Below are 21,254 nucleotides of genomic sequence, written 5' to 3' on the forward strand. Positions count from 1 at the left end.
GAAAATTTTCGAAGCCTTTTTTGTTTTAATATTCCCAAAGTCCCTGTTCGTAATCCAGAACAGACTTTTTAATTCTTTCAGACTCGTATAACCTTTGTTTTGGGTCTGCAATGATATCCCGAAGCTTGTCATCACCTGGATTAGATTCTTTAACGATGTAGCTGCTAAATAAACGACGAATAAAGAAATCATCGAAACTCAAAGTACAGGCATCGTTATTGGTGTTTACCAAACGTTTCTTGGTTAAGATTTCCCTGGCCCTTTGGATTGATGGCGTCCTTCGGTAAAGCCTCTGCTTTGTTAAAGTTGGTTAGCAAACGTAGAAAAACCCTAGCGTAAAGGAGATGTTAACCCGATAGTTTGAAAGACTGAAATTAACGATCTTAATCATCTTAAGAAATTACAAGCGCCCTGTTTATTTGTAATAATTTAACCAACTCGTCTTAACTTAGCAGCATTTGCTTTTCTTTCAGCACCAATAAACTTGCGAAAGGAATTTCAACCGGACCACCCAAATTATCAAAACTGGCCCAATACAACCATCCGGCAATCCATTATTTTTGGTGCAAATCAAAAACAAATGGAATTCTGCCATCTTCTTGAGAAAATAACTGGAGACAATAAAATCCATGCCAAATGGCTTAATACCCTATCTTTCATGGAGAATGCTGGAGCACGAAAAATTTCAGCATGTGAACATCCAAACACTGTAAGTTTAGTTCAACTAAAACATGCTTGTGAAGAACATCGCCACGCCTATTATCTCAAAAAACAGATTGGTAAGTTGGGTAATTTGCTGTGCAGCACTTATAAACAACATGAACTACTGGCACCTGTTGCAACACAACAATACCTTCATGCGCTTGATATTAAAGCTTGCAGGTATTTACAACATCACTTCAATTTAACAAAGGAAGAATTGAAATATGCTGCCTATCTCTTTGTAACCTATGCAATTGAAGTTCGTGCCGATGAATTATACCCCATTTATCAAGATGTTCTTACCAAAATGGCCTCAAAAATTATGGTAAAATCAATCATTATGGAAGAAGAAGGACACCTGGAAGAAATGATTGAACAACTTAATGGGTTTTCTGAAGATTGGAGAACCCATGCAGAACACATCTTACAGATGGAAACAGAACTGCACACCCGGTGGATCAATGCCATTATTGATGAATTAAAGCCATTTAACCATGCTTAAAAGTTTTGATCGTTTTCAGGCAGATCTTAATCAAAGAAAAACTGAAGGAACTTTGAGGATATTAAAACCAAAGGCAACCGGAGTAGATTTCTATTCAAACGATTACCTCGGATTTGCGAGAAATACAAAGCTTCAAAATTTACTACTGCAACAAATCATCGCCAGCCCCCAATTATTATCGGGAAGTACAGGTTCCAGGCTGATAAGCGGAAACAGTGCTGACGTGACGGAAACAGAAAAATTTATCGCAAATGCACATCAATACGAATCTGCATTATTATGCTCCTCCGGATATGAAGCCAACCTAGCCTTATTTTCTACATTGCCTGAACGGCATGACTCTGTTATTGTTGATGAAAAGATCCACCGTTCTGTGCACGATGCCTGTAAAATGTCTCATGCCAAAAAAATAAAGTTTAATCATAATCAGCCTGAACATTTAGAACATATTTTAAAAAGGCAAAACGGGAGTTGCTATGTTGCAATAGAGAGTCTGTATTCGATGGATGGCGACATTGCACCTATTCAGGAAATTTCCAGAATTACAGAAAAGTATGGTGCTTTCCTGATTGTTGATGAAGCACATGCTTTTGGAGTTTTAGGCTATGGATTGGTTGATCGATATCAGCTTCAGCATAAAACTTTGGCAACCGTTATCACCTACGGGAAAGCGCTGGGCGCACATGGCGCAGCTATTTTATGTAATAAACTGATCAAATCTTATCTCGTCAATTTTGCTTCTCCTTTTATCTATACCACCTCCGCTCCAAACCTCCATTGGATGGCGATAAAAACCGGCTATGACTTTTTGAAAACAGAGGCTGATTCGTTATTAAAACTTCAGGATAACATTAAAATTTTCCGGGAGCAGAAATTATCAGCTCCATCAGCAGAAAACAGTCCCATTCAAGCTGTTCTCATTCCGGATTGTAATCGATTAAAACGCCTGCAGCAAACGCTATCAGATGAAGATTTTTTGACCTATGCGGTTTACAGTCCGACTGTAAAACAAGGTACAGAACGCCTGCGAATCTGTATTCATAGTTTTAATACAGAAAGGGAAATTACCGCACTTACCAGCATGATCAGAAAATTTAGATAACAAAAATTAAAAACAGTTTTACCAGGTAAAAAACATGAAATTATTCATCACCGGAATAGGGACAGAAGTAGGAAAAACAATCTGTGCAGCCATCCTAACGAAATATTTTAATGCCACTTATTGGAAACCCATCCAATCTGGCGATCTGGATCATACCGACAGCATGAAGATTAAAGCATGGGCAGGTGAATATGTGATCATCAACCCCGAAAAATATCTCCTGAAACTTGCAGCATCACCACATCAATCTGCTGCCAAAGAAGGAATCTCAATTCACACAAATGACTTTGTACTCCCTGAAAATTCTGAACGCCTCATTATAGAAGGTGCAGGAGGATTAATGGTTCCGATTTCTGATCACGAATTTATGATCGATCTAATTGTAAAATTAGACCTTCCTGCTGCACTGGTAGTAAAAAATTACCTGGGTTGTATCAACCACAGTTTATTATCAATAATGGCCATAAACCAAAGAAAAATTAAGCTGCAATATTTGATTTTAAATGGAAGTTTCCCCGAAGCTACCGAACGGGTTATCTGCAATTTTATAGGAGCCGAAACGAAAATTATAAAAATTCCCCACATCAAAAAAATCTCAGAACAAAGCATAGAAAGTATATCAAAAAAAATTGAAAATTTATGATAACGAATCAGAAAACAATCGTTAGAAACAACTGGACTAAAGGTGAAATAGAAGAAATCTACCATTTACCCTTATTGGACCTTATTTATAAAGCCGCCACCGTACACCGTGAATGGCATAATGCGCAAGAAATACAAATCTCTACCTTACTATCTATAAAAACAGGTGGCTGTCCGGAAGATTGTTCTTATTGCGGACAGGCTGCCAGGTACCATACTAATATTAAAGTTCAGGCTCTATTACCTACAGAAACCGTAATTGCACATGCCCAAAAAGCAAAAGAAAGTGGTTCCTCTCGTTTTTGTATGGCTGCCGCCTGGAGAGAAGTAAGAAATAATAGCGATTTTGATCAGGTAATCGATATGGTGAAAGGTATTAACGAACTCGGTTTGGAAGTGTGCTGCACCCTGGGTATGCTAACCGAAGAACAGGCCATCCGGCTCCAGCAAGCAGGTTTGTATGCCTATAATCATAACCTGGATACATCAGAACAATATTATCAGGAGATTATATCGACCAGAACTTTTGATCATAGAATTAGCACCATCAATAACGTTAGAAAAGCTGGCATCACCGTTTGTTCCGGAGGAATTATCGGGCTTGGAGAAACCCACCAGGATAGAATTTCTATGTTATTAACATTAGCAACAATGCCACAGCACCCCGAATCTGTTCCCATTAATGCACTAGCCAGGGTACAGGGAACGCCGCTTGAAAATAACGAAAAAACAGATACCTGGGAAATGGTAAGAATGATCGCAACCGCAAGAATGATAATGCCTGCATCAATGGTTCGCCTGAGTGCCGGAAGAATTGAAATGACGGCGTTTGAGCAGGCCTGGTGTTTTATGGCTGGAGCAAATTCCATTTTTACCGGCGAAAGGGAAACTTTACTCGTAACACCTAATCCAGGTGTTTTAGAAGACATGCAAATGCTGCAAACCTTAGGTCTAAAGCCCATGAAAGTGGAAAAAGCTACCCTTTAAATAAGAAATACAGCATCTATCATTATGGGAAAATTATCAATAAAATGCTTATGAATTTAAGAGAACGAGACCGGGCCGTTAACTGGCATCCTTACACACAAATGAAGAATGCTGGGGATGCAATCCCGATTGTTAAGGGAAAGGGCATTTATCTTTTTGATGACAACGGAAACCAGTATATCGATGCTGTTTCGTCATGGTGGGTTACGCTGCATGGCCATGCGCATCCTTATATTGCACAAAAGGTTTCCGAGCAGTTAAATATTTTAGAGCAGGTTATTTTTGCAGGATTTACCCATGAACCAGCCATTAAACTTTCAGAAAACCTGTTGAACCTTCTCCCTGAAAACCAACAGAAGGTTTTTTATTCTGACAATGGTTCAACAGCTGTAGAAGTGGCGCTTAAAATGTGTATTCAGTACTCTTTTAATAAAGGACTTAAAAAGTCTAAAATTTTAGCTTTTAAAAACGCTTACCATGGCGATACTTTCGGAGCCATGTCTGTAAGTGGAAGAAGTATCTGGACGATACCCTTTGCAGAAATGTTGTTCGAGGTGATCTTTATTGATACACCAACGACTGAAAACCTGGAAAATTTAAAATCTCAAATTAAGGCCTGCCACCAGGAGCTGATTTGTTTTATTTGCGAACCCTTAGTTCAGGGTGCTGCCGGAATGTTGATGCACAGGGCTGAAGATTTGGATCAATTAATGCAATACTGCAGAGCACAGAAAATCCTAATTATTGAGGATGAGGTTTTTACTGGTTTCGGAAGAACAGGAAAACTATTTGCAGCTGATCATCTTTCCGTACAGCCTGATATAATGTGTTTTTCGAAAGGATTAACAGGTGGAACTATTCCAATGGGCATTACCACTTGTTCAAATGAAATTTATAATGCTTTTCTTTCGGATGATCAGTATAAAACGCTATTTCACGGTCACTCTTTTACTGCAAATCCGCTAGCCTGTACTGCAGCTTTGGCCAGCATGGAATTGCTGTTGAACGAAGAGACTCAAAGTAATATTCAGCGGATTTCTGCGCAGCATTTTCAGTTTTCAACTGTTTTAAAACAGCATCCACAAATTGAAAATATCAGGCAAACCGGAACGATCTTGGCCTGGGAAATAAAAAATGATCAGCAAACTTCTTATTTTAATGAGATTGGCAAAAAACTGTATCATGAATTTTTATTACGCGGAATAATTATGCGTCCATTAGGAAATGTGATGTATCTCGTTCCACCTTATTGTATTACAGAGGCAGAACTGGATTTCATTTATCACAATATTTTAGATGTGTTAAACAGCTTTAATACAGCGTAATAAAGGACTAAAATTTAAATGTATAGTATTAACGCTATACTTTATAGGCCGCTTAAAAATATCAATTACAACCCTATCGCTACATAAAAAAAGGAGCAAATTAATCTGCTCCTTTTTTATGTTATATAATGCTCCCTTTTGGGCTAGGGCTTAATATTCCCAAAGTCCCTGTTCGTAATCCAGAACAGACTTTTTAATTCTTTCAGACTCGTATAACCTTTGTTTTGGGTCTGCAATGATATCCCGAAGCTTGTTATCACCCGGATTAGATTCTTTAACGATGTAGCTGCTAAATAAACGACGAATAAAGAAATCATCAAAACTCAAAGTAGAGGCATCATTATTGGTGTTTACCAAACGTTTCTTGGTTAAGATTTCTCTTGCCTCAGGGTAATAAATCCAGAAAACCGGCTGCCATTGTTTCGACGATTCAATGTATTTCATGGGGGCAATACCCACAATACGCGGCTCAAAAATAGAACGTTTCACATCAAAAATCCAATCTTCTTTAATTCTGAATTTTAAAAAGGATTCAGGATTAAGGTCGTTAGCTACTGTCTTAACCGTACCTGCCTTGGAGTCTGTAACTTCAACTGTTCCTGAAGCCTGCATCATTGCGGTATCAGCAGCTAAAGGATTAGTAAATGCATCATCCTCATTATTTAAACTATCAAAAGGAGAATAAGCTGTAAGTTCTTCCGCTTTAACGGCAGCAATGATAACATCTATCAAACGAGATTTCGGTGATCTTAATGCAGAATTTACAGTATCACGTAAATCGATCTCCCTCCAGATGCGTTTAGCATAAAAAACATCTTCTTCCCGTACATCTGCCAAAGGCACCATTTCTGTGCTATCTATATCCTTACGGGCATAAAAGCCATCTTTTGGCGGAACCTTTAGTTTTTTCTTTGCCGTTTTCACCGGAGCCTTTACAGTATCTGTTACAGTTGCTGCTGGAGCAGCTTTTTTTGGCGCCAGCTTTGTTGGCCTTTTTTGTGCAAAAACCAATGTAGTAAACAACGCAAAAACAGCAATACTTAAAATCCTTTTCATCTTATTCTTATTTAACCGTGAATGCCAATGAAGGTAATACATTCTGACGTCCGTCTGGACCAACAGAAACAATATCTTCAAAAAATACTCTTGTTCCCGGGGTAATGGAGTTTATTGCGGCTCTAACCGGACCTGCAAAACTTCCGCCGCTACCCGAAATCGTAACCGCATCAGAACGTGGTTTGATAATCGTTAACTTATAACGTTGAATTTTAAATTTCACATCAAAAGGAAAATCATCAAGGTCTGCTTCAATTTCACTTTCACTTTTCAGCTGAACGGATGCCACATCACCACCTGATCGTCCACCAACCTTAGCAATTGGTTTTGGAATGGCCTTCACCCTGAATTTTTGAGAACCCAGGCTAACGGTTTTACCTGCATTCGATGCGCTTACGTTAATAGAAACTTCCTGACCAACCTGACTACCCGCAAGGTTTACATTGTAGTTTCCGTTCGAGCCAGACATTGACCCAGCCGAGATAGAAGCCTTAATGCTCTCTAATGGAAATCCTGCTGCCGAAACCGTAAATGGGTTTGGAATACCAGCATAAATCACATTCATTTTGGTAGATGACACTGTTGCTGATGGTTTTGCCACCTGGTATTTCTGCGGCTGCGTTTTGTACTCTTTCACTTGTCCATCAGTTTGACGCACGCGAATGGTACCTACCCAGGTAAATTCACCTACACTTCCAGTCCCGCCAGTATATGTTCCTTTGCCTTCTTTAACCGACAATTTATTTCCGTTTACCGTAATATCAGGTGAAGACCTGGAATCACTGGCTGTTAAAAATACTTCAGCAGTATAAGGCTGGCCCTGGATTACATAGGAAGTTGGTGCCACAGCTACCGCAGCAAACTGATCAAGATTTACCTGAGCCTTATCCATATTTCCGAACAACTTCTTAACAACCTCGGCTTCAGCATTTTTAGTATCGGCCTGAAGTTTAGTTAAAACCGTCATTGCAGCGGTTAAAGGCGTACCCTCACCAAAATAAGTAGCCTGCCAGTTGCCTTTTCTCTTTCTTTCCGGATCTTTGGCTTCCAGTGAAAAAGCCACATTAGCCCGGTCTGCCGGATCAAGCAGGGAAATTAACTTCTCACGTGTTGCGTTGATTTTTGCTTTTAATTTATCGGCTTCCCCCTTATTGATCATGATATCCTGAGCAATATCCAGGTTATCCCTGTTAACCAGGTCGCCGGTTTCGGGATTTATGCCATCACCAGCCGAAGTAAATTGTTTTTTAATCCCCTCAATATAATTATTCAACTCATCTGCAGCAGCCTTGGCCTGCTGAGCCTTTTCATAGATCGGCTGTGCACGAGCAGGTTCTTCCTTCAATTTTGAATTTTCAAAAGCTGAGAAAAGTTGATTAATACTGGAGTTCACATTGTTTTTTGAAGTATCCAAACTATCATTGATATTTTTGAATGCATCTAAAACAGTATCTGATACGTTTAAGGCCAGCATCGCCAACAATACCAAATACATGATATTGATCATCCGCTGCCTTGTTGTTTCTTTTCCGCCTGCCATATTTATGTAGCCTTTTATTTAGATTAAAAACTATACAAATTATAAACGTGGGCCATTCATAGCCGATAGCATATTGCCATAAATTGCATTTAATGATGACAGGTTTTTAGCCAGCTTGTTCACTTCTTCTTTGAACTGTTTAGAATCTTCCATTGATTCATTAAAGTTCTGCATGGTAAGTGATAAGTTTGAATAAAACTTATTCATTGATTTTAAATGAGCGCTCGAATCCTGTAATTCCAATTCATACACGGCATTTAAAGCAGATAGATTTTTAGACAGATTATTTACCTGGTCATGGTAAGCCTGAGAATCTACATTACTTTCGCCCATTGCTTTCAGGTTCGCTGTAGCTTTTTCGAAAGAAGCACTTAAGTTATCAAAACCAGCAGAAGCTGTTTTTACCTTACTTGTAAATTCATTCGTGGCTGTAGAAGCGTCTGCAACATTGGATATTGCAGCTACCTTATCGCCGAATGTACGAAGGCCATTACCGAGACTTTCAATCAGTTCAGGACCAACTTTAGCATCGGCCAACATTTTATCTAATGCAGCTGTATTGGCCGGAGCAGACACTGAAGCCACAGGTCTTGCAGATGCTTTGGGTAACTCACCTGTAAAATCTGTTCTAAGTTCAGGATAAACCCTTTCCCATGCCGGTTCTGGCTCGGGTGGAAAAAAACCTGTTAAAAAGAATAGAATAGCTTCTATACCTAAGCCTATTCCAATCATGTAACTACCGAAGATTCCACCTATATGCAAAATCTTGAATAATGCGCCTACGATTACAATACTTGCTCCCCATGAAATCGCTACATGTAACCAGCCTGGTTGTTTCTTTGCTGCCATAAAATTAGATGTTTTTCTTTAGTATTAGTTTGTTTGGTTTAGTTTCTTAAATCGGTACCGGGATAAGATGAAACACATCTGAAACCAATATATGATCTTTGTGTATCCTGATATTCATAAGTAGATACCGCATTTTGCAGGAAATACCCTGTATCTTTCCAAGAACCTCCTTTAACTACTTTTCTTTTGAGGTATTTGCTATCATTTGGTCCGGCAACGTAGGTAAAGTTCGGATTTAAATCATGTAACAATGGCGACGCACTTTTGTTGTAAGCTGTCAAGGTCCACTCAGAAACGTTTCCTGCCATGTTATAAAGGCCATAGTCATTAGGAAAGTACGATTTCACACCAACTGTATAAATCCCACCGTCACTGGAATAATCTCCACGTCCTGGTTTAAAATTTGCCTGTAAACAACCTTTGGTATTTCTGATATAAGGCCCGCCCCAAGGGTATTTTGTTTTGGTATTACCACCTCTGGCGGCATATTCAAATTCAGTTTCTGCCGGCAACCTGTAATCAGATCTTGATCCGGACGGCATTTTTCTGGCCTGTGCCACACCATCGTATAACCTGGTTCTCCAATGAGAAAAAGCTTTAGCTTGTTCCCAGCTTACCCCTACTACCGGATAATCATCATATGAGGGATGGTTGTAATAACCACGCACCATAGGGTCATTTTGAGAATAGGAATAATCTGTTTTCCAAACCATAGTATCCGGGTAGATCGCAATGTTATAACGATCTATATAATCCTGCCGTTTACTATTTGGATTTTTATGGCCTAAAGCGGCCTTATCCATATTTAATTCTGCGTAGCTATATTCAAATTTACGTACATCAAATTCTTTTCTTCCGGGCAAGGCATCTAAGCCGGAATAATACATCCCGTCCAGCTGAGCAGTTTCTGCACCAGCTCCCTTACCTTTATTGCGCCAGATGTTAGATCCATTTGTGCCAACTGCTTTCCAGTTGATATATTTCTCGCCACCCAATGCTTCTGCAGCTCCCCTACCTTTTGGAGTCATCATGAACCGTTGCGGATTTCCCATCATGGCAATTGCAATAGAATCTCTTACCCAGTTGGTAAACTGGCGGTACTCTGCATTGGAAATTTCGGTTTGATCCATAAAGAATGCACTGATGGTTGTCATTCGGCTCGGACCATTCTGTGAAAAGGTGATATCCTCATCAGATCCCCCTAAAGGTGTATGCCCGGGTGGAATATATACCATCCCCAAAGGAACCTGGTTATTTTTGAATTTCCGGTTATAGGCTCCCACCAACTCGCCCTGGCCTCCATGACCACAACTCGCAAGCAATACCGTTACACCAACAATGGCCAGAAGGTAGATTTTCTTCATATTATTTATAGTGTGCAGCGCACGATTAAGGGGCAATTTTATCAAAAATCACTACAATAATCAACAAATGCAAATATTTAATTAAATAGTTTATTCCCAAAATGCGTAACGCAAAAGGCTGCGTTTTCATACTTTGGTGTGCCTGCTTATAGAGATATAACTTCCTTTAAACTGATAAGTTACGTATTTATTATCATCAAACAAAAAATTATTAAATTTCTTATTTATTTGATGTTTTAATATAGTTTTCAATGGCCATGGTCATGGATGGAACACCAGGAGTAGGTGCGGCAATATCCACAATTAATCCCATATCCACGCAAGCTTTGCTTGTATTTGTTCCGAATGCTGCAATACGGGTATTATTTTGCTTAAAATCGGGGAAATTTTTAAACAAAGACTGAATGCTTGAAGGGCTGAAAAATGCAATTACGTCGTAAAAAACCTCGGCTAAGTCTGACAAATCACTAACCACCGTTCTGAAAAGAACCGCAGGTGTAAAATCATAGCCGCTTTTTTCAAGGAATTTCATGGTATCTTCCGTTGCCACATCAGAACATGGATACAAAAACTTTTCATTGGCATGCTTTTTCAGCACTTCAGCTAAATCTGCTGCTGTTTGTTTACCAAAGAATATTTTTCTTTTCCTGTATTGAATGTACTTTTGAAGATATAACGCAATCGTTTCAGAAAGACAGAAATATTTTAAATCAACCGGAACGTCATAACGCATTTCTTCACAAATTCTGAAGAAGTGATCTGCAGCGTTACGGCTGGTAAAGATTACAGCAGTGAAATCAGCCAGGTTAATCTTATCTTTCCTAAAGTCTCTCGCCGGCACCCCCTCAACATGTATAAAAGACCTGAAATCAACTTTTAAATTGTGTTTCTTGGCCAAATCGTAGTAAGGAGATTTTTCTGTTTCAGGTTTTGGTAATGTAACCAAAATACTTTTCACTTTGCGAATTCTAGAGTCGTTCTTTTCTTGCATTTTCCTTGTTCGTGCTACAATCCTATCGTTTTAATTAGTATTAAAATAGGACATATTTCGAGGGCGCAAAAGTACAGAATTAAATGCATTTTTGAAAACTTATTATTAGAAAGTATGGTAATACCCGCCCTGAGCAATTGAAAGGCAAATATTACGCCTAAAAGTAAAAATGCCAGTGCAATATAAACCACTCCATATTTTAAAGGCGACAATGCAAAAGCAACCACCAAAGGGATAAATAGCAGCGAAGCGTTAAAATAACTCAGATATAAAATAGAGATGTATTCTCCAACCGGCTTCTGAACATTAAAAAGGTATCCAATAAACCGCAAGATAATCAGTTTCAATGCATAAAACACAATAATCGTGAGGGATATGGTGAAGAAAAACTTAAATCCATGCTTGGCCTGATACATATCGTAATACTGCGCCACCAGGAAAAAAAACATCCCTAAAATAAACCCAAACTGAATAAACAAGAGTAAAAAAGGCCATGAACTGAACAGGTTATCTTCTTTATTAATGTTATTTAATATCCTATTGCTAAAAAACGACTGCACAATGGCCGATAGCTGTTTTGAAAAGGCATTTTTTAATATCGCAAAGATAATCAGCATGGCGAAAATAAACCCCAGCAAACCTACATTTCCCTTCGGAATCTGTTTACCAAGCTGATAGGGATTGGCCTTCTTTTTAAATTTTGCGTATTTATTTTGCCAGCCCTGAAAATCCAGCCTGGGAAATAAAAACTCTCGCTGAACACTATCCATCATCGCATTTTTGTTGATGATGCTATCTGGCAATACCCAGGTATGACGAAGGATAGAATCAGTAGCCTTCTTTTGTTTGGCCAGTGTTGCAGAGTCAAGGCGGTAACGCTTGTATTTATACTGAGTGACCGTTTTTACACTATCTATAGCAGCAGGAATTTCCTGTGCCGAAGCAAAGTTTGCCAGCCATATGAGGATAAAAAAGGTAAGAATAAATTTCGGCATGCAGTACAAAGCTTATGGATGCAAAAGTAGCTGAATAATCATTGTTTACCTAAAGAAAATAAATGGATTTAGAATATGCTGTATCTTTGCGGCATGTCCGGTATTTACATCCATATCCCATTTTGCAAAAAGGCCTGTCACTATTGTGATTTCCATTTCAGTACTTCATTGAAGTATCAGACTGAGATGGTAGATGCCATTTGCAGGGAGATTAAGATGAAACAGGATCGAATTTCGAGCCAGGTGGGGAGCATTTACTTCGGTGGAGGAACCCCCTCTATTTTATCAGAAAACGCTCTGCAGCAAATTTTTGATACCATCAATCATACCTTTTCAGTTGATGCTCATGCGGAAATCACCATCGAAGCTAATCCTGATGATCTGACTGCTGAAAAACTAAAAACCTTAAAGCAACTTCCCATTAATAGGTTTAGCGTAGGGATTCAATCTTTTTTTGATGAAGATTTGGTTTGGATGAACCGTGCTCATCATGCAATGGAAGCTGAAGATTGTATTAAGAGAAGTCAGGATGCGGGTTTTGAAAACCTGAGTCTCGACCTGATTTATGGCTATCCTCTGCTGAGCGATTCAAAATGGCTCGATAACATCCATAAAGCAATAGCACTTCAGGCACCGCATCTATCAGCATACGCCCTTACCGTGGAACCAAAAACGGCTTTGGCCCACGCAATAAAAAACAAGAAACAAACACCTGTAAGTGATCACCAAAGTGCAACACAATTTGTCATGTTGATGAATGAATTGGTATCTGCGGGCTTTGAACATTATGAAATTTCTAATTTTGCTATGCCAGGTCACTATGCCGTACACAATACCAATTACTGGCGGGGCGTGGATTATATAGGAATCGGACCCTCTGCACATGGTTTTGACGGACAAAACCGGTATATGAATCCTGCTAACAATGCACAATACATGGAGGTATTGGCGCAAAACAAACTCCCTGAAATAGTAGAAGAATTATCAATAAATGATAGGTTTAATGAATACATGATGACTTCTTTGAGGACCATGTGGGGCACAGACTTAAAGAAAATTAAAGCTGATTTTGGCTCTGCGTTTTTAGAAGAAACCAATTATAATCTGAAAGCTTTTGAAGACAAGAATTGGCTAATTATCCAGAATGATCAAATTAAACTCAGCGAAAGCGGTAAACTTTTTGCCGATCATATTGCTTCAGAATTGTTTATAATAGAAAATGATTAGATGAATGAATTAAGGAAGGACTGATTTAGGTTTAAACAACATTCACTCATTCAAAACGCTATCATTCAAAAATTAATTAATAATATATGTCTAAAATTGTGTGGGTTACGGGCGCATCATCAGGTATTGGTGAAGCCCTGGTTTACGAACATTTTAAAGCCGGAGACAAACTCATTATTTCGGGCCGGAACCGTGATGAGCTCTTCAGGGTGAAAGGCAATTGCCAAAATTCTTTTAATGTACATGTGCTAGCTTTCGATTTATGTGAAACGGAAACCCTGACAAAAAAGGCAGAAGATGCGATCAGGATTTTTGGCAGCATAGACTTACTAATCAATGCAGGTGGAGTTAGTCAACGTGGATTAGCACTGTCAACAGATCTAAATACCGAACAGCAGATTATGAATACCAATTTCTGGGGAACCGTAATTTTAAGTAAGGCGGTTTTGCAGTTAATGATAAAAAATGGCAATGGTCAAATCGTCGTGATCAGCAGTCTGGTTGGAAAATTCGGCACAAAGTTCCGCTCAGCCTATGCAGCATCCAAGCATGCTTTGCATGGGTATTTCGATTCTTTAAGATCAGAAATTGAGCATCCGGATATTCATATTACCTTGATCTGCCCGGGATTTATTAAAACTAACGTTTCTGTTAATGCTTTAACTGCAAATGGTAGTCGCCAGGGAAGTATGGACGATGCACAAGCAAACGGAATGAGCGCAACAGATTGTGCCAAACAAATTATGGTTGCTGTTAAGGCCAAAAAAGAAGAAGTATATATCGGCGGAAAAGAAACCAAAGCCATTTTTCTGAAACGGTTTTTCCCGTCCTTTTTCTCCAAAAAGATTAAAAATGCAAAGGTAACCTGATCACTAAAACAATCCACTTACCCCATATAGTTGTAGATTCAATGTGAATTTATAAGCAAATATTTCAAAAAAAATAATTTTAAAAAACTATAAATCAATTATTTAACATTAATTTTCATGTTTTAAAAAACCAAGTATCTGTGATGTGTCGTAAATGAAGGCAAATAACAAAAACTTAAAATTTAAAATAATGAAAAAACTAATCTTATCGGCAATTGCAGTAGTTACTATGGCAGTTACCACTCAGGTTTATGCACAAAAAAATCCTATGGTTGGCGGTGCAGCCATGTATCCAACTAAGGACATTGTAGATAACGCTGTAAATTCTAAAGACCACACAACACTGGTTGCAGCAGTTAAAGCAGCAGGCTTGGTAGAAACCCTAAAAGGTGCTGGTCCGTTCACCGTTTTCGCACCTACAAATGAAGCGTTTGATAAACTTCCTGCAGGTACAGTAGCCAATTTAGTAAAACCAGAAAACAAAGCAACTTTAACTAAAATTTTAACTTACCATGTCGTAGCTGGTAAATTAGATAGCAAAGCAATTGCTGCAGCCATCAAAGCTGGTGGTGGTAAAGCTGAACTGACAACAGTTGAAGGTGGTAAACTTTGGGCCTGGATGGAAGGTAAAAAATTAGTATTAAAAGATGAAAAAGGTGGTATGAGTACCGTAACAATTGCTAATGTATACCAAAAAAATGGTGTAATCCATGTAATTAATTCAGTTTTAATGCCTAAATAAAACATCAGTTTAGTTTAAATATTAAAATGCTTTTGCCTCGGCAAAGGCATTTTTTTTGTAAAGCATTTTTCCATTATTATTTTTTGCATTTGAGTTCTGACCTAATTTCAATAAGTCGTTTGTCAGCCGTTTTTCAGGTTTTTGATTTTTAGGAAGTTGTCGCGAATTACTGCTTAATTTTGGTGCATAAATTTACAAATGAAAACGGGACAAAAAAATAGTTTGGTAAATCATTGATTATGCTTACTCACCTGTTGATCATTCAAATACGAAAACATGCATCCTAATATTTTAAAAATCAAGGAAAACATTGAACCGCTTAGACAGCAGATTATCAACCACAAGGTATATCATGCCATTAGTGAGATAGAAGATTTGCAAATTTTTATGGAGCATCACATCTACGCCGTTTGGGATTTTATGTCGCTGCTTAAATCTTTACAAATCAATTTAACCTGTACCACTTTACCCTGGTTTCCGGTGGGTGATGCAGTTACGCGTCAACTTATTAATGAAATTGTTGCTGGGGAGGAAAGTGATCTTGATGCCAGTGGCAATGTTAAAAGCCATTTCGAACTGTATTTAGATGCGATGGCGCAATGTGGTGCTAACATCAATCCCATAAACAATTTCTTAACTTCATTAAAGAATGGAAGAGATTTTAACATGGCTTATGAATTAGCTAAAATTCCGCAGGCTGCCAGAGATTTTATGAATGCTACATTCGAAACCATTAATAGCGGCAAAACGCATTTGCAAGCGGCTAGTTTTACATTCGGCAGGGAAGATTTAATTCCAAACATGTTCTTTAGCATGGTTCATGATTTAAACAGTACTCAACCCGAAAAGGTGTCCATTTTTAAATATTATCTGGAACGCCATATTGAAGTAGATGGCGACCATCACAGCCATCTGGCTTTGGCCATGACAGAAAAGTTATGCGAAAAAGAACATCTGTTTTGGGCAGAGGCTGAAGAAACAACCAAAAAGGCTTTGCAAAACCGCATAAATTTATGGGATGCCGCTTATGCCGAAATTGTTAAAAGCAAAGTTCTGGCTTAAATGACCAAATTGTTATCTTCCTGTTAAGTTAAATACGTGATTTAAGTCACATTTAGTCCACAGTATACTTTTTGTAAAATAAAATTTACATTTTTGTTGTTCGGCACAAATAACCGATTTTAAACGCATGAGTTTCATTCTAAAACCTGTTGATATCGTGGAGCACATTACTCCTGAAGATTTCAAAAAAAATTATTTGAAAACGAAGCGCCCGCTTGTCATTAAAGGCCTTACCAAAGACTGGCCGGCAAGAGAAAAGTGGACGACAGAATACTTAAAAGAAATCGGCGGTGAACTGGAAGTTCCATTGTACGATAATTCAAAAGCTGATCCATCAAAACCGATTAATGCGGCAACAGCCCACATGAAGTTTGGTGATTACCTTGATTTAATTAAACGTGAGCCTACAGAATTGAGAATCTTTTTCTTTAATTTATTTAAGAAAGTCCCCAGTTTAATTCATGATGTAAAAATTCCAAAAGATTTAATGGGTGGTTTTATAGAAAGCATGCCTGCCATGTTTTTTGGTGGATCAAACTCCGTTACTTTTTTACATTACGACATTGATTTACCACATATCTTCCACACGCATTTTGGTGGCAGAAAGCATATTATTCTTTTCGATAATAAATGGAAAGACAGATTGTATTGCTTGCCAAATGCCACCTATGCACTAGAAGATTACCAGGTAGACAATCCTGATTTTGAAAAATTCCCTGCGTTAAAAGGCGTTGAAGGTTATGAAGTTTTTCTAGAGCATGGCGACACCTTATTTATGCCAACAGGCATGTGGCACTGGATGAAATATCTTGATGGTTCATTCTCTTTAAGCTTACGTGCATGGGATCAATCTATTACCCGCAAAGTAGCCAGTGTTTGGAGTTTATTTACACATGGTGCCATTGATAGTTTAATCAAAATGACTTTCAAAGAAAAATATGCCAACTGGAGAGAGAAAAAAGCCGTGAAGATTGCTGAACGCGCTTTAGCCAAAGGCAGACCATAACATATTGATAAATGCATTGCAGCGGGGCGTCGGTTACGATTAGCCCCGTATTTTTTTAAATTTAAAATTTATGAACATCAACCTCCTTACCGAAAAACAAAAAATGCTGGCGGGTAAAGCTTACCAGGCCGGCGATGCAGTGCTATCGAAAGAAAGACTAAAGGCCCGGGAAGTGGTATTTGAATTTAATCAACTTGCACCAAAATTCGTTAAACAGCGTAAAGAATTAATCAAAAGGCTCTTCGGCAAAACCGAAAAAATGTTTTATATCGAACCACCCTTTCGTTGTGATTATGGTTATAATATTGAAATCGGCGATCATTTTTATGCTAATTTTAATCTGGTTATTTTAGATTGCGCGAAGGTATCTATCGGGAACCATGTTTTTATTGCACCTAATGTAGCCATTTACACGGCGGGCCATCCTATTCACGCACACCTGCGTGATCAGGAATATGAATGGGCACAGGAAGTTACGATTGGGAACAGTGTTTGGATTGGCGGCAATGTAGTGATTAATCCCGGCGTGAAAATTGGTTCAAATGTGGTTATTGGTTCTGGAAGTATTGTTACCCGCGATATTCCGGACAATGTATTCGCTGCCGGAAACCCTTGCAGGGTGATCCGCCAACTTACTGACGAGGATAAGGAATTTTATTATAAAGATTTTAAACTTGGAGAATAATTTTTCCATACATTAAATCATCGTTTCTAACTAACAAACGATAAGAAATTAAGGCCATGAAGTTTAAAACTACGTCAGTTTTTAGCTGGAATGGTCTACAAAGATCTTCCATTCCCCATTCAATCGCTTAAATAATAAGGTAAAATAACCCTGTGGCTCGTCTTTTTCACGCTTTAAATGCCAGCTTCCTAAAACAAAGGCTACGTCAGTATTTAGAAAATCCACTTTTTTAATTCCAAAAGTTAACACGCCCATTCCGGCTTTACCCGCATAGGTTTTTTTATAATTATCAAGTGTTTTCTGCCAGCCGTAAGTGGGGCCGCTGCTGCCTACAAAAAGCAGGCTGTCGCTTTTAACATAACCTTGCATAAAAGTTTCTAAATTACCTTTATTCCATTCTGTTCTTTGCATTTCAAGTACATCCAGAATGGCCTGTTTATCTTTTGGCGACTGTGCAAATGCGCCCACTGAACAAATTAGCAGTAGGGTTAATATTTTTATCTTCATTATTTTCTGGTCTTATGGTAAAGATATGAAACAAATTATTCCGATCCATGTATAAAAACTGTTTCTTTACGTCACAAATAATCAGGCATGAAAAAAACAGTGATTTCAATAGGCGAAATTTTGTGGGATGTTTTCCCTGAGGGGAAAAAAGCAGGTGGGTCAAGCATGAATGTAGCTCTAAATCTTCATAAACAAGGGATCAACAGTAAATTGATCAGCGCAGTCGGAGATGATGAATCAGGAAAAGAATTAATCCGGTTTTTAAATGATCAGCATTTCGAGTCAGATTTAATTCAATTCAATAACTTGCCAACCAGTACTGTTGAGGTAAAATTAGATGCACAGCATCAGGCAACATATACCATTGTAGAGCCGGTTGCCTGGGATGCAATTGAACTTTCGGAAGAAGCAGTTGCTGCTGTCAAAGATGCTGATGCCCTTGTTTATTGCAGCCTGACCTGCAGAAATGAAAAAAGCAGAAATACTATTTCATCATTATTGAAGCATGCTAAACTTAAAATATTTGATATTAATCTTCGTTCACCTTTTTTTACGATTGAAACGTTGAAAGTGCTGCTTGCTGAAGCTGATATTTTAAAAGTTAATGAGCACGAACTGGTTTATTTGAAACATGAACTGGCTTTAACAGGCAATACAGATGAACAGCTTTTGAAACAGCTAAGCCACACTTTTAACATCAACATCATTTGCTTAACTGTGGGCGACAAAGGCGCTTATGTACTGCAAGAGAACAGACTTTACCACCATAAAGGTTATCAGGTTAAAGTTGAAGATACTGTTGGTGCAGGCGATGCTTTTCTGGGTACCTTTATTGCAAGCTACCTAAAGGGCTACCCAATAGATACCACCTTAGACCGGGCCTGTAAGATTGGCGCATTCGTCGCCTCACAACCTGGCGCAAATCCTGATTATGGCGATGAGGTTTTCAGTTAACAGTTTGTAATTTTCATTTTTAAGTTCACAGGTAGCAAACGAACCAATAACTAATTAACCAATCTACTTAAAAACCACTTCCGTTGCGCCGTAACCGAATTTTTCTTTCCTGGCATCCATATAAGTTTTAATATGTGGATTTTTGCTGATCAGTTTGTGGATTTTATCTCTGAGTGTTCCATTACCCGAACCGTGGATAAAAATCATCCTATCATAATGATGAACAACTGCTGCATCCAGCGCATTTTGGAAATAATTTAATTGGATTTGCAGGATTTCATCTGCCTCTAAAAAGTGATGATCATCTCTCAATTTTTCTATATGCAGATCAATTTCCTTTGCCGGTGCTTCAATGGTTTTCTTTTCTGCCGGCGATTTAAAGAAACTCTCTTTTAACTTCTGTGCATCGATGGTAACAGGTACCAGATCATCGAGGCGAATCAGCCAGCCCTCGTTTTTAGCTACTGGTAGTTCTTTCTGTTCAGAAGAGAAATCTTTTGCCCTGAACTTTTTGCGGATCACCAGCGGATCAACAGGCTTTACATCTGTTTTACCAGAAATTAAGATCTGAAAAGTAAACTCCGGCCAGAGATCCAGGTCTGCCAATGATGCCGAATAAACCAAGGTGGATTGATAAGCCTCAATAACACCATGAAAAGCACCTGCATATTTTTCTTTTCTTTCCGTAGTTAAACTCACCAGAAGCACATTTGGCGACTGATTTAATAAATGAAAGTGAACCACATTCCCGGCCTTATTATCAGTAGCTACGCCAACATAAATGCCATTTTCAATTTTATTTATAGACGGTACATTTACCTGAACAGGCTTAGGTGCATCTTGTACCTCAGTAATAACGCCATGGCCATGAACTGAGGTTAAGTTACTAATGGCCACAGGAATTTCAAACCCATCTTCATCGGTAACGCCCAATGTTTGCGCATCGATAATTTTTGTCACATACCCTTCACGTTTTTCATCAACAAAACGAACAAAATCTCCCAGTTTGAATTTCATATTTACCCCCCACCCCCCTGAGGGGGCTTTTGACTTTCTATAGTTTAAACAAAACGTTTATTTTTTCCCCTCTGTAGCCAGCTTTTCCACCTAGCCTTTCAACTCCCCTTCAGGGGCTGGGGGGCTAATGCCTGGTGTCGTTACCATGATAAATGCTCAGGTAACTTTCATACCTTGAAATGGCTATTTCGTCATTATTTACGGCCTCAATTACAGCGCATCCAGGTTCATTTACATGGCGGCAATTGTTAAAACGACATTGATGCGAGGTTTTAAAAATTTCCCTAAAAAAATGCCCCAGTTCTTCTTTTTCAATATCAATTACCCCCAACTCACGAATACCAGGTGTATCGACAATGAAGCCGCCCTGAGGCAGTTCAAACATCTCGGCAAATGTGGTGGTATGCTGTCCCTTATCGCTCCAGTCAGAAACTTCCCCAGTACGTAAATCGCGGTCAGGCAAAAGGGCATTAATTAAACTTGACTTTCCTACACCTGAATGACCAGAAATTAAAGTGATTTTATCGGTTATTAATTCCTGAATAATAGGAATATTAATGCCCTTCAAAGCAGAAACTTCATAGGTCGCATAACCAATATTTTCATAAATATCTTTAAACTCCTGTAAAATTTCCAATCCTTCTTTACTAAACAAATCCAGTTTATTAAATACGAGAACCGCCGGCACATCATAAGCTTCGGCCGTAACCAGGAAGCGATCAATAAAACCCAAAGAGGTTCTTGGCGATGCAAGGGTAACCACTAAAATGGCCATATCCAGGTTGGCGGCCAAAATCTGCGCTTGCTTACTCAGGTTAATGGATTTGCGGATGATATAATTTTTCCGGGGCAACAGTTCATCGATGATTCCCTGGTTGCTGTCACGTTCCAAATCAAACTTCACACGGTCTCCAACAGCAATTGGGTTAGTGGTTTTGATGCCTTTCATCCTGAATTTTCCAACAATCCGGCAGTCGTAACGTTCGCCATTATCACCTAACACGCTGTACCAGCTCCCTGTAGATTTTATAACTAATCCTTGCATACTTTGTACAAAGGTAAGCATAAGGGATGGGAAAATGGATAATGGAAGCTCATGCATTTTCTAAAAATTAGAAGCTTAAAGTTAT

At 38.6% G+C, this 21,254-nt stretch carries 22 protein-coding genes; 12 read left to right on the forward strand and 10 right to left on the reverse strand.

Annotated features, from left to right (window positions below):
* Positions 1–25: 25 nt before the first annotated feature.
* A complete protein-coding gene (locus CBW18_RS01505) occupies positions 26–268 on the reverse strand; it encodes a hypothetical protein (RefSeq protein ID WP_371566194.1) in 243 nt (80 codons plus the stop codon).
* 312 nt (positions 269–580) lie between these two features.
* On the opposite strand from CBW18_RS01505, the gene CBW18_RS01510 reads away from it, so the two are divergent.
* From CBW18_RS01510 to bioA, 5 genes are read left to right on the forward strand one after another with little or no spacing between them, the layout of a single operon-like run.
* Positions 581–1,204: a hypothetical protein gene (locus CBW18_RS01510; protein ID WP_088299921.1), complete on the forward strand. Its 624-nt coding sequence runs from the start codon at positions 581–583 to the stop codon at positions 1,202–1,204.
* A complete protein-coding gene (locus tag CBW18_RS01515; RefSeq protein ID WP_088299490.1) occupies positions 1,197–2,306 on the forward strand; it encodes an aminotransferase class I/II-fold pyridoxal phosphate-dependent enzyme in 1,110 nt (369 codons plus the stop codon). Before CBW18_RS01510 ends, CBW18_RS01515 begins: the two co-directional genes overlap by 8 nt.
* Positions 2,307–2,340: 34 nt before the next feature.
* Positions 2,341–2,949 carry a dethiobiotin synthase gene (gene bioD, locus CBW18_RS01520; RefSeq protein WP_088299491.1) on the forward strand — a complete coding sequence of 203 codons (609 nt, stop codon included), beginning with the start codon at positions 2,341–2,343 and terminating at the stop codon, positions 2,947–2,949.
* Positions 2,946–3,935 (forward strand): biotin synthase BioB, encoded by a 990-nt coding sequence (gene bioB, locus CBW18_RS01525; RefSeq protein WP_088299492.1) that lies wholly within the window; start codon positions 2,946–2,948, stop codon positions 3,933–3,935. Before bioD ends, bioB begins: the two co-directional genes overlap by 4 nt.
* Positions 3,936–3,985: 50 nt before the next feature.
* Positions 3,986–5,260, forward strand: coding sequence for an adenosylmethionine--8-amino-7-oxononanoate transaminase (gene bioA, locus CBW18_RS01530; protein WP_371566013.1), 1,275 nt, complete (start codon positions 3,986–3,988; stop codon positions 5,258–5,260).
* Positions 5,261–5,410: 150 nt separating this feature from the next.
* Here bioA and gldN read toward each other — a convergent pair whose 3' ends face one another.
* The 6 genes from gldN to CBW18_RS01560 all read right to left on the reverse strand — a co-directional run bounded on the left by gldN (position 5,411) and on the right by CBW18_RS01560 (position 12,055).
* The gene (gene gldN, locus CBW18_RS01535; RefSeq protein WP_088299922.1) at positions 5,411–6,316 is read right to left on the reverse strand and encodes a gliding motility protein GldN; all 906 of its coding nucleotides are present in this window, start codon (positions 6,314–6,316) and stop codon (positions 5,411–5,413) included.
* 7 nt (positions 6,317–6,323) lie between these two features.
* The gene (gene gldM / locus CBW18_RS01540) at positions 6,324–7,856 is read right to left on the reverse strand and encodes a gliding motility protein GldM (protein WP_088299494.1); all 1,533 of its coding nucleotides are present in this window, start codon (positions 7,854–7,856) and stop codon (positions 6,324–6,326) included.
* 39 nt (positions 7,857–7,895) lie between these two features.
* A complete protein-coding gene (gene gldL, locus CBW18_RS01545) occupies positions 7,896–8,705 on the reverse strand; it encodes a gliding motility protein GldL (RefSeq protein WP_088299495.1) in 810 nt (269 codons plus the stop codon).
* A gap of 38 nt (positions 8,706–8,743) precedes the next feature.
* Positions 8,744–10,069: an SUMF1/EgtB/PvdO family nonheme iron enzyme gene (locus CBW18_RS01550; protein WP_088299496.1), complete on the reverse strand. Its 1,326-nt coding sequence runs from the start codon at positions 10,067–10,069 to the stop codon at positions 8,744–8,746.
* Positions 10,070–10,289: 220 nt separating this feature from the next.
* Positions 10,290–11,060, reverse strand: a complete 771-nt coding sequence (locus tag CBW18_RS01555; RefSeq protein WP_088299497.1) for a uroporphyrinogen-III synthase — start codon at positions 11,058–11,060, stop codon at positions 10,290–10,292.
* 14 nt (positions 11,061–11,074) lie between these two features.
* Positions 11,075–12,055, reverse strand: a complete 981-nt coding sequence (locus CBW18_RS01560; protein ID WP_088299498.1) for a DUF4271 domain-containing protein — start codon at positions 12,053–12,055, stop codon at positions 11,075–11,077.
* 93 nt (positions 12,056–12,148) lie between these two features.
* Between CBW18_RS01560 and hemW the strand changes: the two genes are divergently transcribed.
* The 6 genes from hemW (at position 12,149) to CBW18_RS01590 (ending at position 17,646) form a co-directional block, all read left to right on the forward strand.
* The gene (hemW, locus tag CBW18_RS01565) at positions 12,149–13,282 is read left to right on the forward strand and encodes a radical SAM family heme chaperone HemW (protein WP_088299499.1); all 1,134 of its coding nucleotides are present in this window, start codon (positions 12,149–12,151) and stop codon (positions 13,280–13,282) included.
* Positions 13,283–13,368: 86 nt separating this feature from the next.
* Positions 13,369–14,151 carry an SDR family oxidoreductase gene (locus tag CBW18_RS01570; protein WP_088299500.1) on the forward strand — a complete coding sequence of 261 codons (783 nt, stop codon included), beginning with the start codon at positions 13,369–13,371 and terminating at the stop codon, positions 14,149–14,151.
* A gap of 190 nt (positions 14,152–14,341) precedes the next feature.
* Positions 14,342–14,893, forward strand: coding sequence for a fasciclin domain-containing protein (locus tag CBW18_RS01575; RefSeq protein ID WP_088299923.1), 552 nt, complete (start codon positions 14,342–14,344; stop codon positions 14,891–14,893).
* A gap of 276 nt (positions 14,894–15,169) precedes the next feature.
* Positions 15,170–15,955, forward strand: a complete 786-nt coding sequence (locus CBW18_RS01580; RefSeq protein ID WP_088299501.1) for a DUF3050 domain-containing protein — start codon at positions 15,170–15,172, stop codon at positions 15,953–15,955.
* 127 nt (positions 15,956–16,082) lie between these two features.
* Entirely contained in the window at positions 16,083–16,961 is an 879-nt protein-coding gene (locus CBW18_RS01585) for a cupin-like domain-containing protein (RefSeq protein ID WP_088299502.1), read from the forward strand.
* 70 nt (positions 16,962–17,031) lie between these two features.
* Positions 17,032–17,646: a sugar O-acetyltransferase gene (locus tag CBW18_RS01590; protein WP_088299503.1), complete on the forward strand. Its 615-nt coding sequence runs from the start codon at positions 17,032–17,034 to the stop codon at positions 17,644–17,646.
* A gap of 81 nt (positions 17,647–17,727) precedes the next feature.
* Here the strand turns inward: CBW18_RS01590 and CBW18_RS01595 are convergent, their stop codons facing one another.
* Entirely contained in the window at positions 17,728–18,153 is a 426-nt protein-coding gene (locus CBW18_RS01595) for a DUF4440 domain-containing protein (RefSeq protein ID WP_088299504.1), read from the reverse strand.
* A gap of 87 nt (positions 18,154–18,240) precedes the next feature.
* Between CBW18_RS01595 and CBW18_RS01600 the strand changes: the two genes are divergently transcribed.
* On the forward strand, positions 18,241–19,107 hold the full coding sequence (locus tag CBW18_RS01600) for a carbohydrate kinase (protein WP_088299505.1): 867 nt from the start codon (positions 18,241–18,243) through the stop codon (positions 19,105–19,107).
* 63 nt (positions 19,108–19,170) lie between these two features.
* On the opposite strand, the gene CBW18_RS01605 is transcribed toward CBW18_RS01600, so the two are convergent.
* Complete coding sequence (locus CBW18_RS01605; RefSeq protein ID WP_088299506.1) at positions 19,171–20,124, reverse strand: Smr/MutS family protein; 954 nt, start codon at positions 20,122–20,124, stop codon at positions 19,171–19,173.
* A gap of 124 nt (positions 20,125–20,248) precedes the next feature.
* Entirely contained in the window at positions 20,249–21,169 is a 921-nt protein-coding gene (gene rsgA, locus CBW18_RS01610) for a ribosome small subunit-dependent GTPase A (RefSeq protein WP_088299924.1), read from the reverse strand.
* Positions 21,170–21,254 lie beyond the last annotated feature (85 nt).

It is taken from the genome of Pedobacter sp. AJM (genome assembly GCF_002197755.1).
Lineage (GTDB): Bacteria > Bacteroidota > Bacteroidia > Sphingobacteriales > Sphingobacteriaceae > Pedobacter.

Coding starts and splice junctions, on each gene's coding strand:
- CBW18_RS01510 (WP_088299921.1), top strand. CDS start 581: ATGGAATTCTGCCATCTTCTTGAGAAAATAACTGGAGACAATAAAATC.
- CBW18_RS01515 (WP_088299490.1), top strand. CDS start 1,197: ATGCTTAAAAGTTTTGATCGTTTTCAGGCAGATCTTAATCAAAGAAAA.
- bioD (WP_088299491.1), top strand. CDS start 2,341: ATGAAATTATTCATCACCGGAATAGGGACAGAAGTAGGAAAAACAATC.
- bioB (WP_088299492.1), top strand. CDS start 2,946: ATGATAACGAATCAGAAAACAATCGTTAGAAACAACTGGACTAAAGGT.
- bioA (WP_371566013.1), top strand. CDS start 3,986: ATGAATTTAAGAGAACGAGACCGGGCCGTTAACTGGCATCCTTACACA.
- gldN (WP_088299922.1), bottom strand. CDS start 6,316: ATGAAAAGGATTTTAAGTATTGCTGTTTTTGCGTTGTTTACTACATTG.
- gldM (WP_088299494.1), bottom strand. CDS start 7,856: ATGGCAGGCGGAAAAGAAACAACAAGGCAGCGGATGATCAATATCATG.
- gldL (WP_088299495.1), bottom strand. CDS start 8,705: ATGGCAGCAAAGAAACAACCAGGCTGGTTACATGTAGCGATTTCATGG.
- CBW18_RS01550 (WP_088299496.1), bottom strand. CDS start 10,069: ATGAAGAAAATCTACCTTCTGGCCATTGTTGGTGTAACGGTATTGCTT.
- CBW18_RS01555 (WP_088299497.1), bottom strand. CDS start 11,060: ATGCAAGAAAAGAACGACTCTAGAATTCGCAAAGTGAAAAGTATTTTG.
- CBW18_RS01560 (WP_088299498.1), bottom strand. CDS start 12,055: ATGCCGAAATTTATTCTTACCTTTTTTATCCTCATATGGCTGGCAAAC.
- hemW (WP_088299499.1), top strand. CDS start 12,149: ATGTCCGGTATTTACATCCATATCCCATTTTGCAAAAAGGCCTGTCAC.
- CBW18_RS01570 (WP_088299500.1), top strand. CDS start 13,369: ATGTCTAAAATTGTGTGGGTTACGGGCGCATCATCAGGTATTGGTGAA.
- CBW18_RS01575 (WP_088299923.1), top strand. CDS start 14,342: ATGAAAAAACTAATCTTATCGGCAATTGCAGTAGTTACTATGGCAGTT.
- CBW18_RS01580 (WP_088299501.1), top strand. CDS start 15,170: ATGCATCCTAATATTTTAAAAATCAAGGAAAACATTGAACCGCTTAGA.
- CBW18_RS01585 (WP_088299502.1), top strand. CDS start 16,083: ATGAGTTTCATTCTAAAACCTGTTGATATCGTGGAGCACATTACTCCT.
- CBW18_RS01590 (WP_088299503.1), top strand. CDS start 17,032: ATGAACATCAACCTCCTTACCGAAAAACAAAAAATGCTGGCGGGTAAA.
- CBW18_RS01595 (WP_088299504.1), bottom strand. CDS start 18,153: ATGAAGATAAAAATATTAACCCTACTGCTAATTTGTTCAGTGGGCGCA.
- CBW18_RS01600 (WP_088299505.1), top strand. CDS start 18,241: ATGAAAAAAACAGTGATTTCAATAGGCGAAATTTTGTGGGATGTTTTC.
- CBW18_RS01605 (WP_088299506.1), bottom strand. CDS start 20,124: ATGAAATTCAAACTGGGAGATTTTGTTCGTTTTGTTGATGAAAAACGT.
- rsgA (WP_088299924.1), bottom strand. CDS start 21,169: ATGCAAGGATTAGTTATAAAATCTACAGGGAGCTGGTACAGCGTGTTA.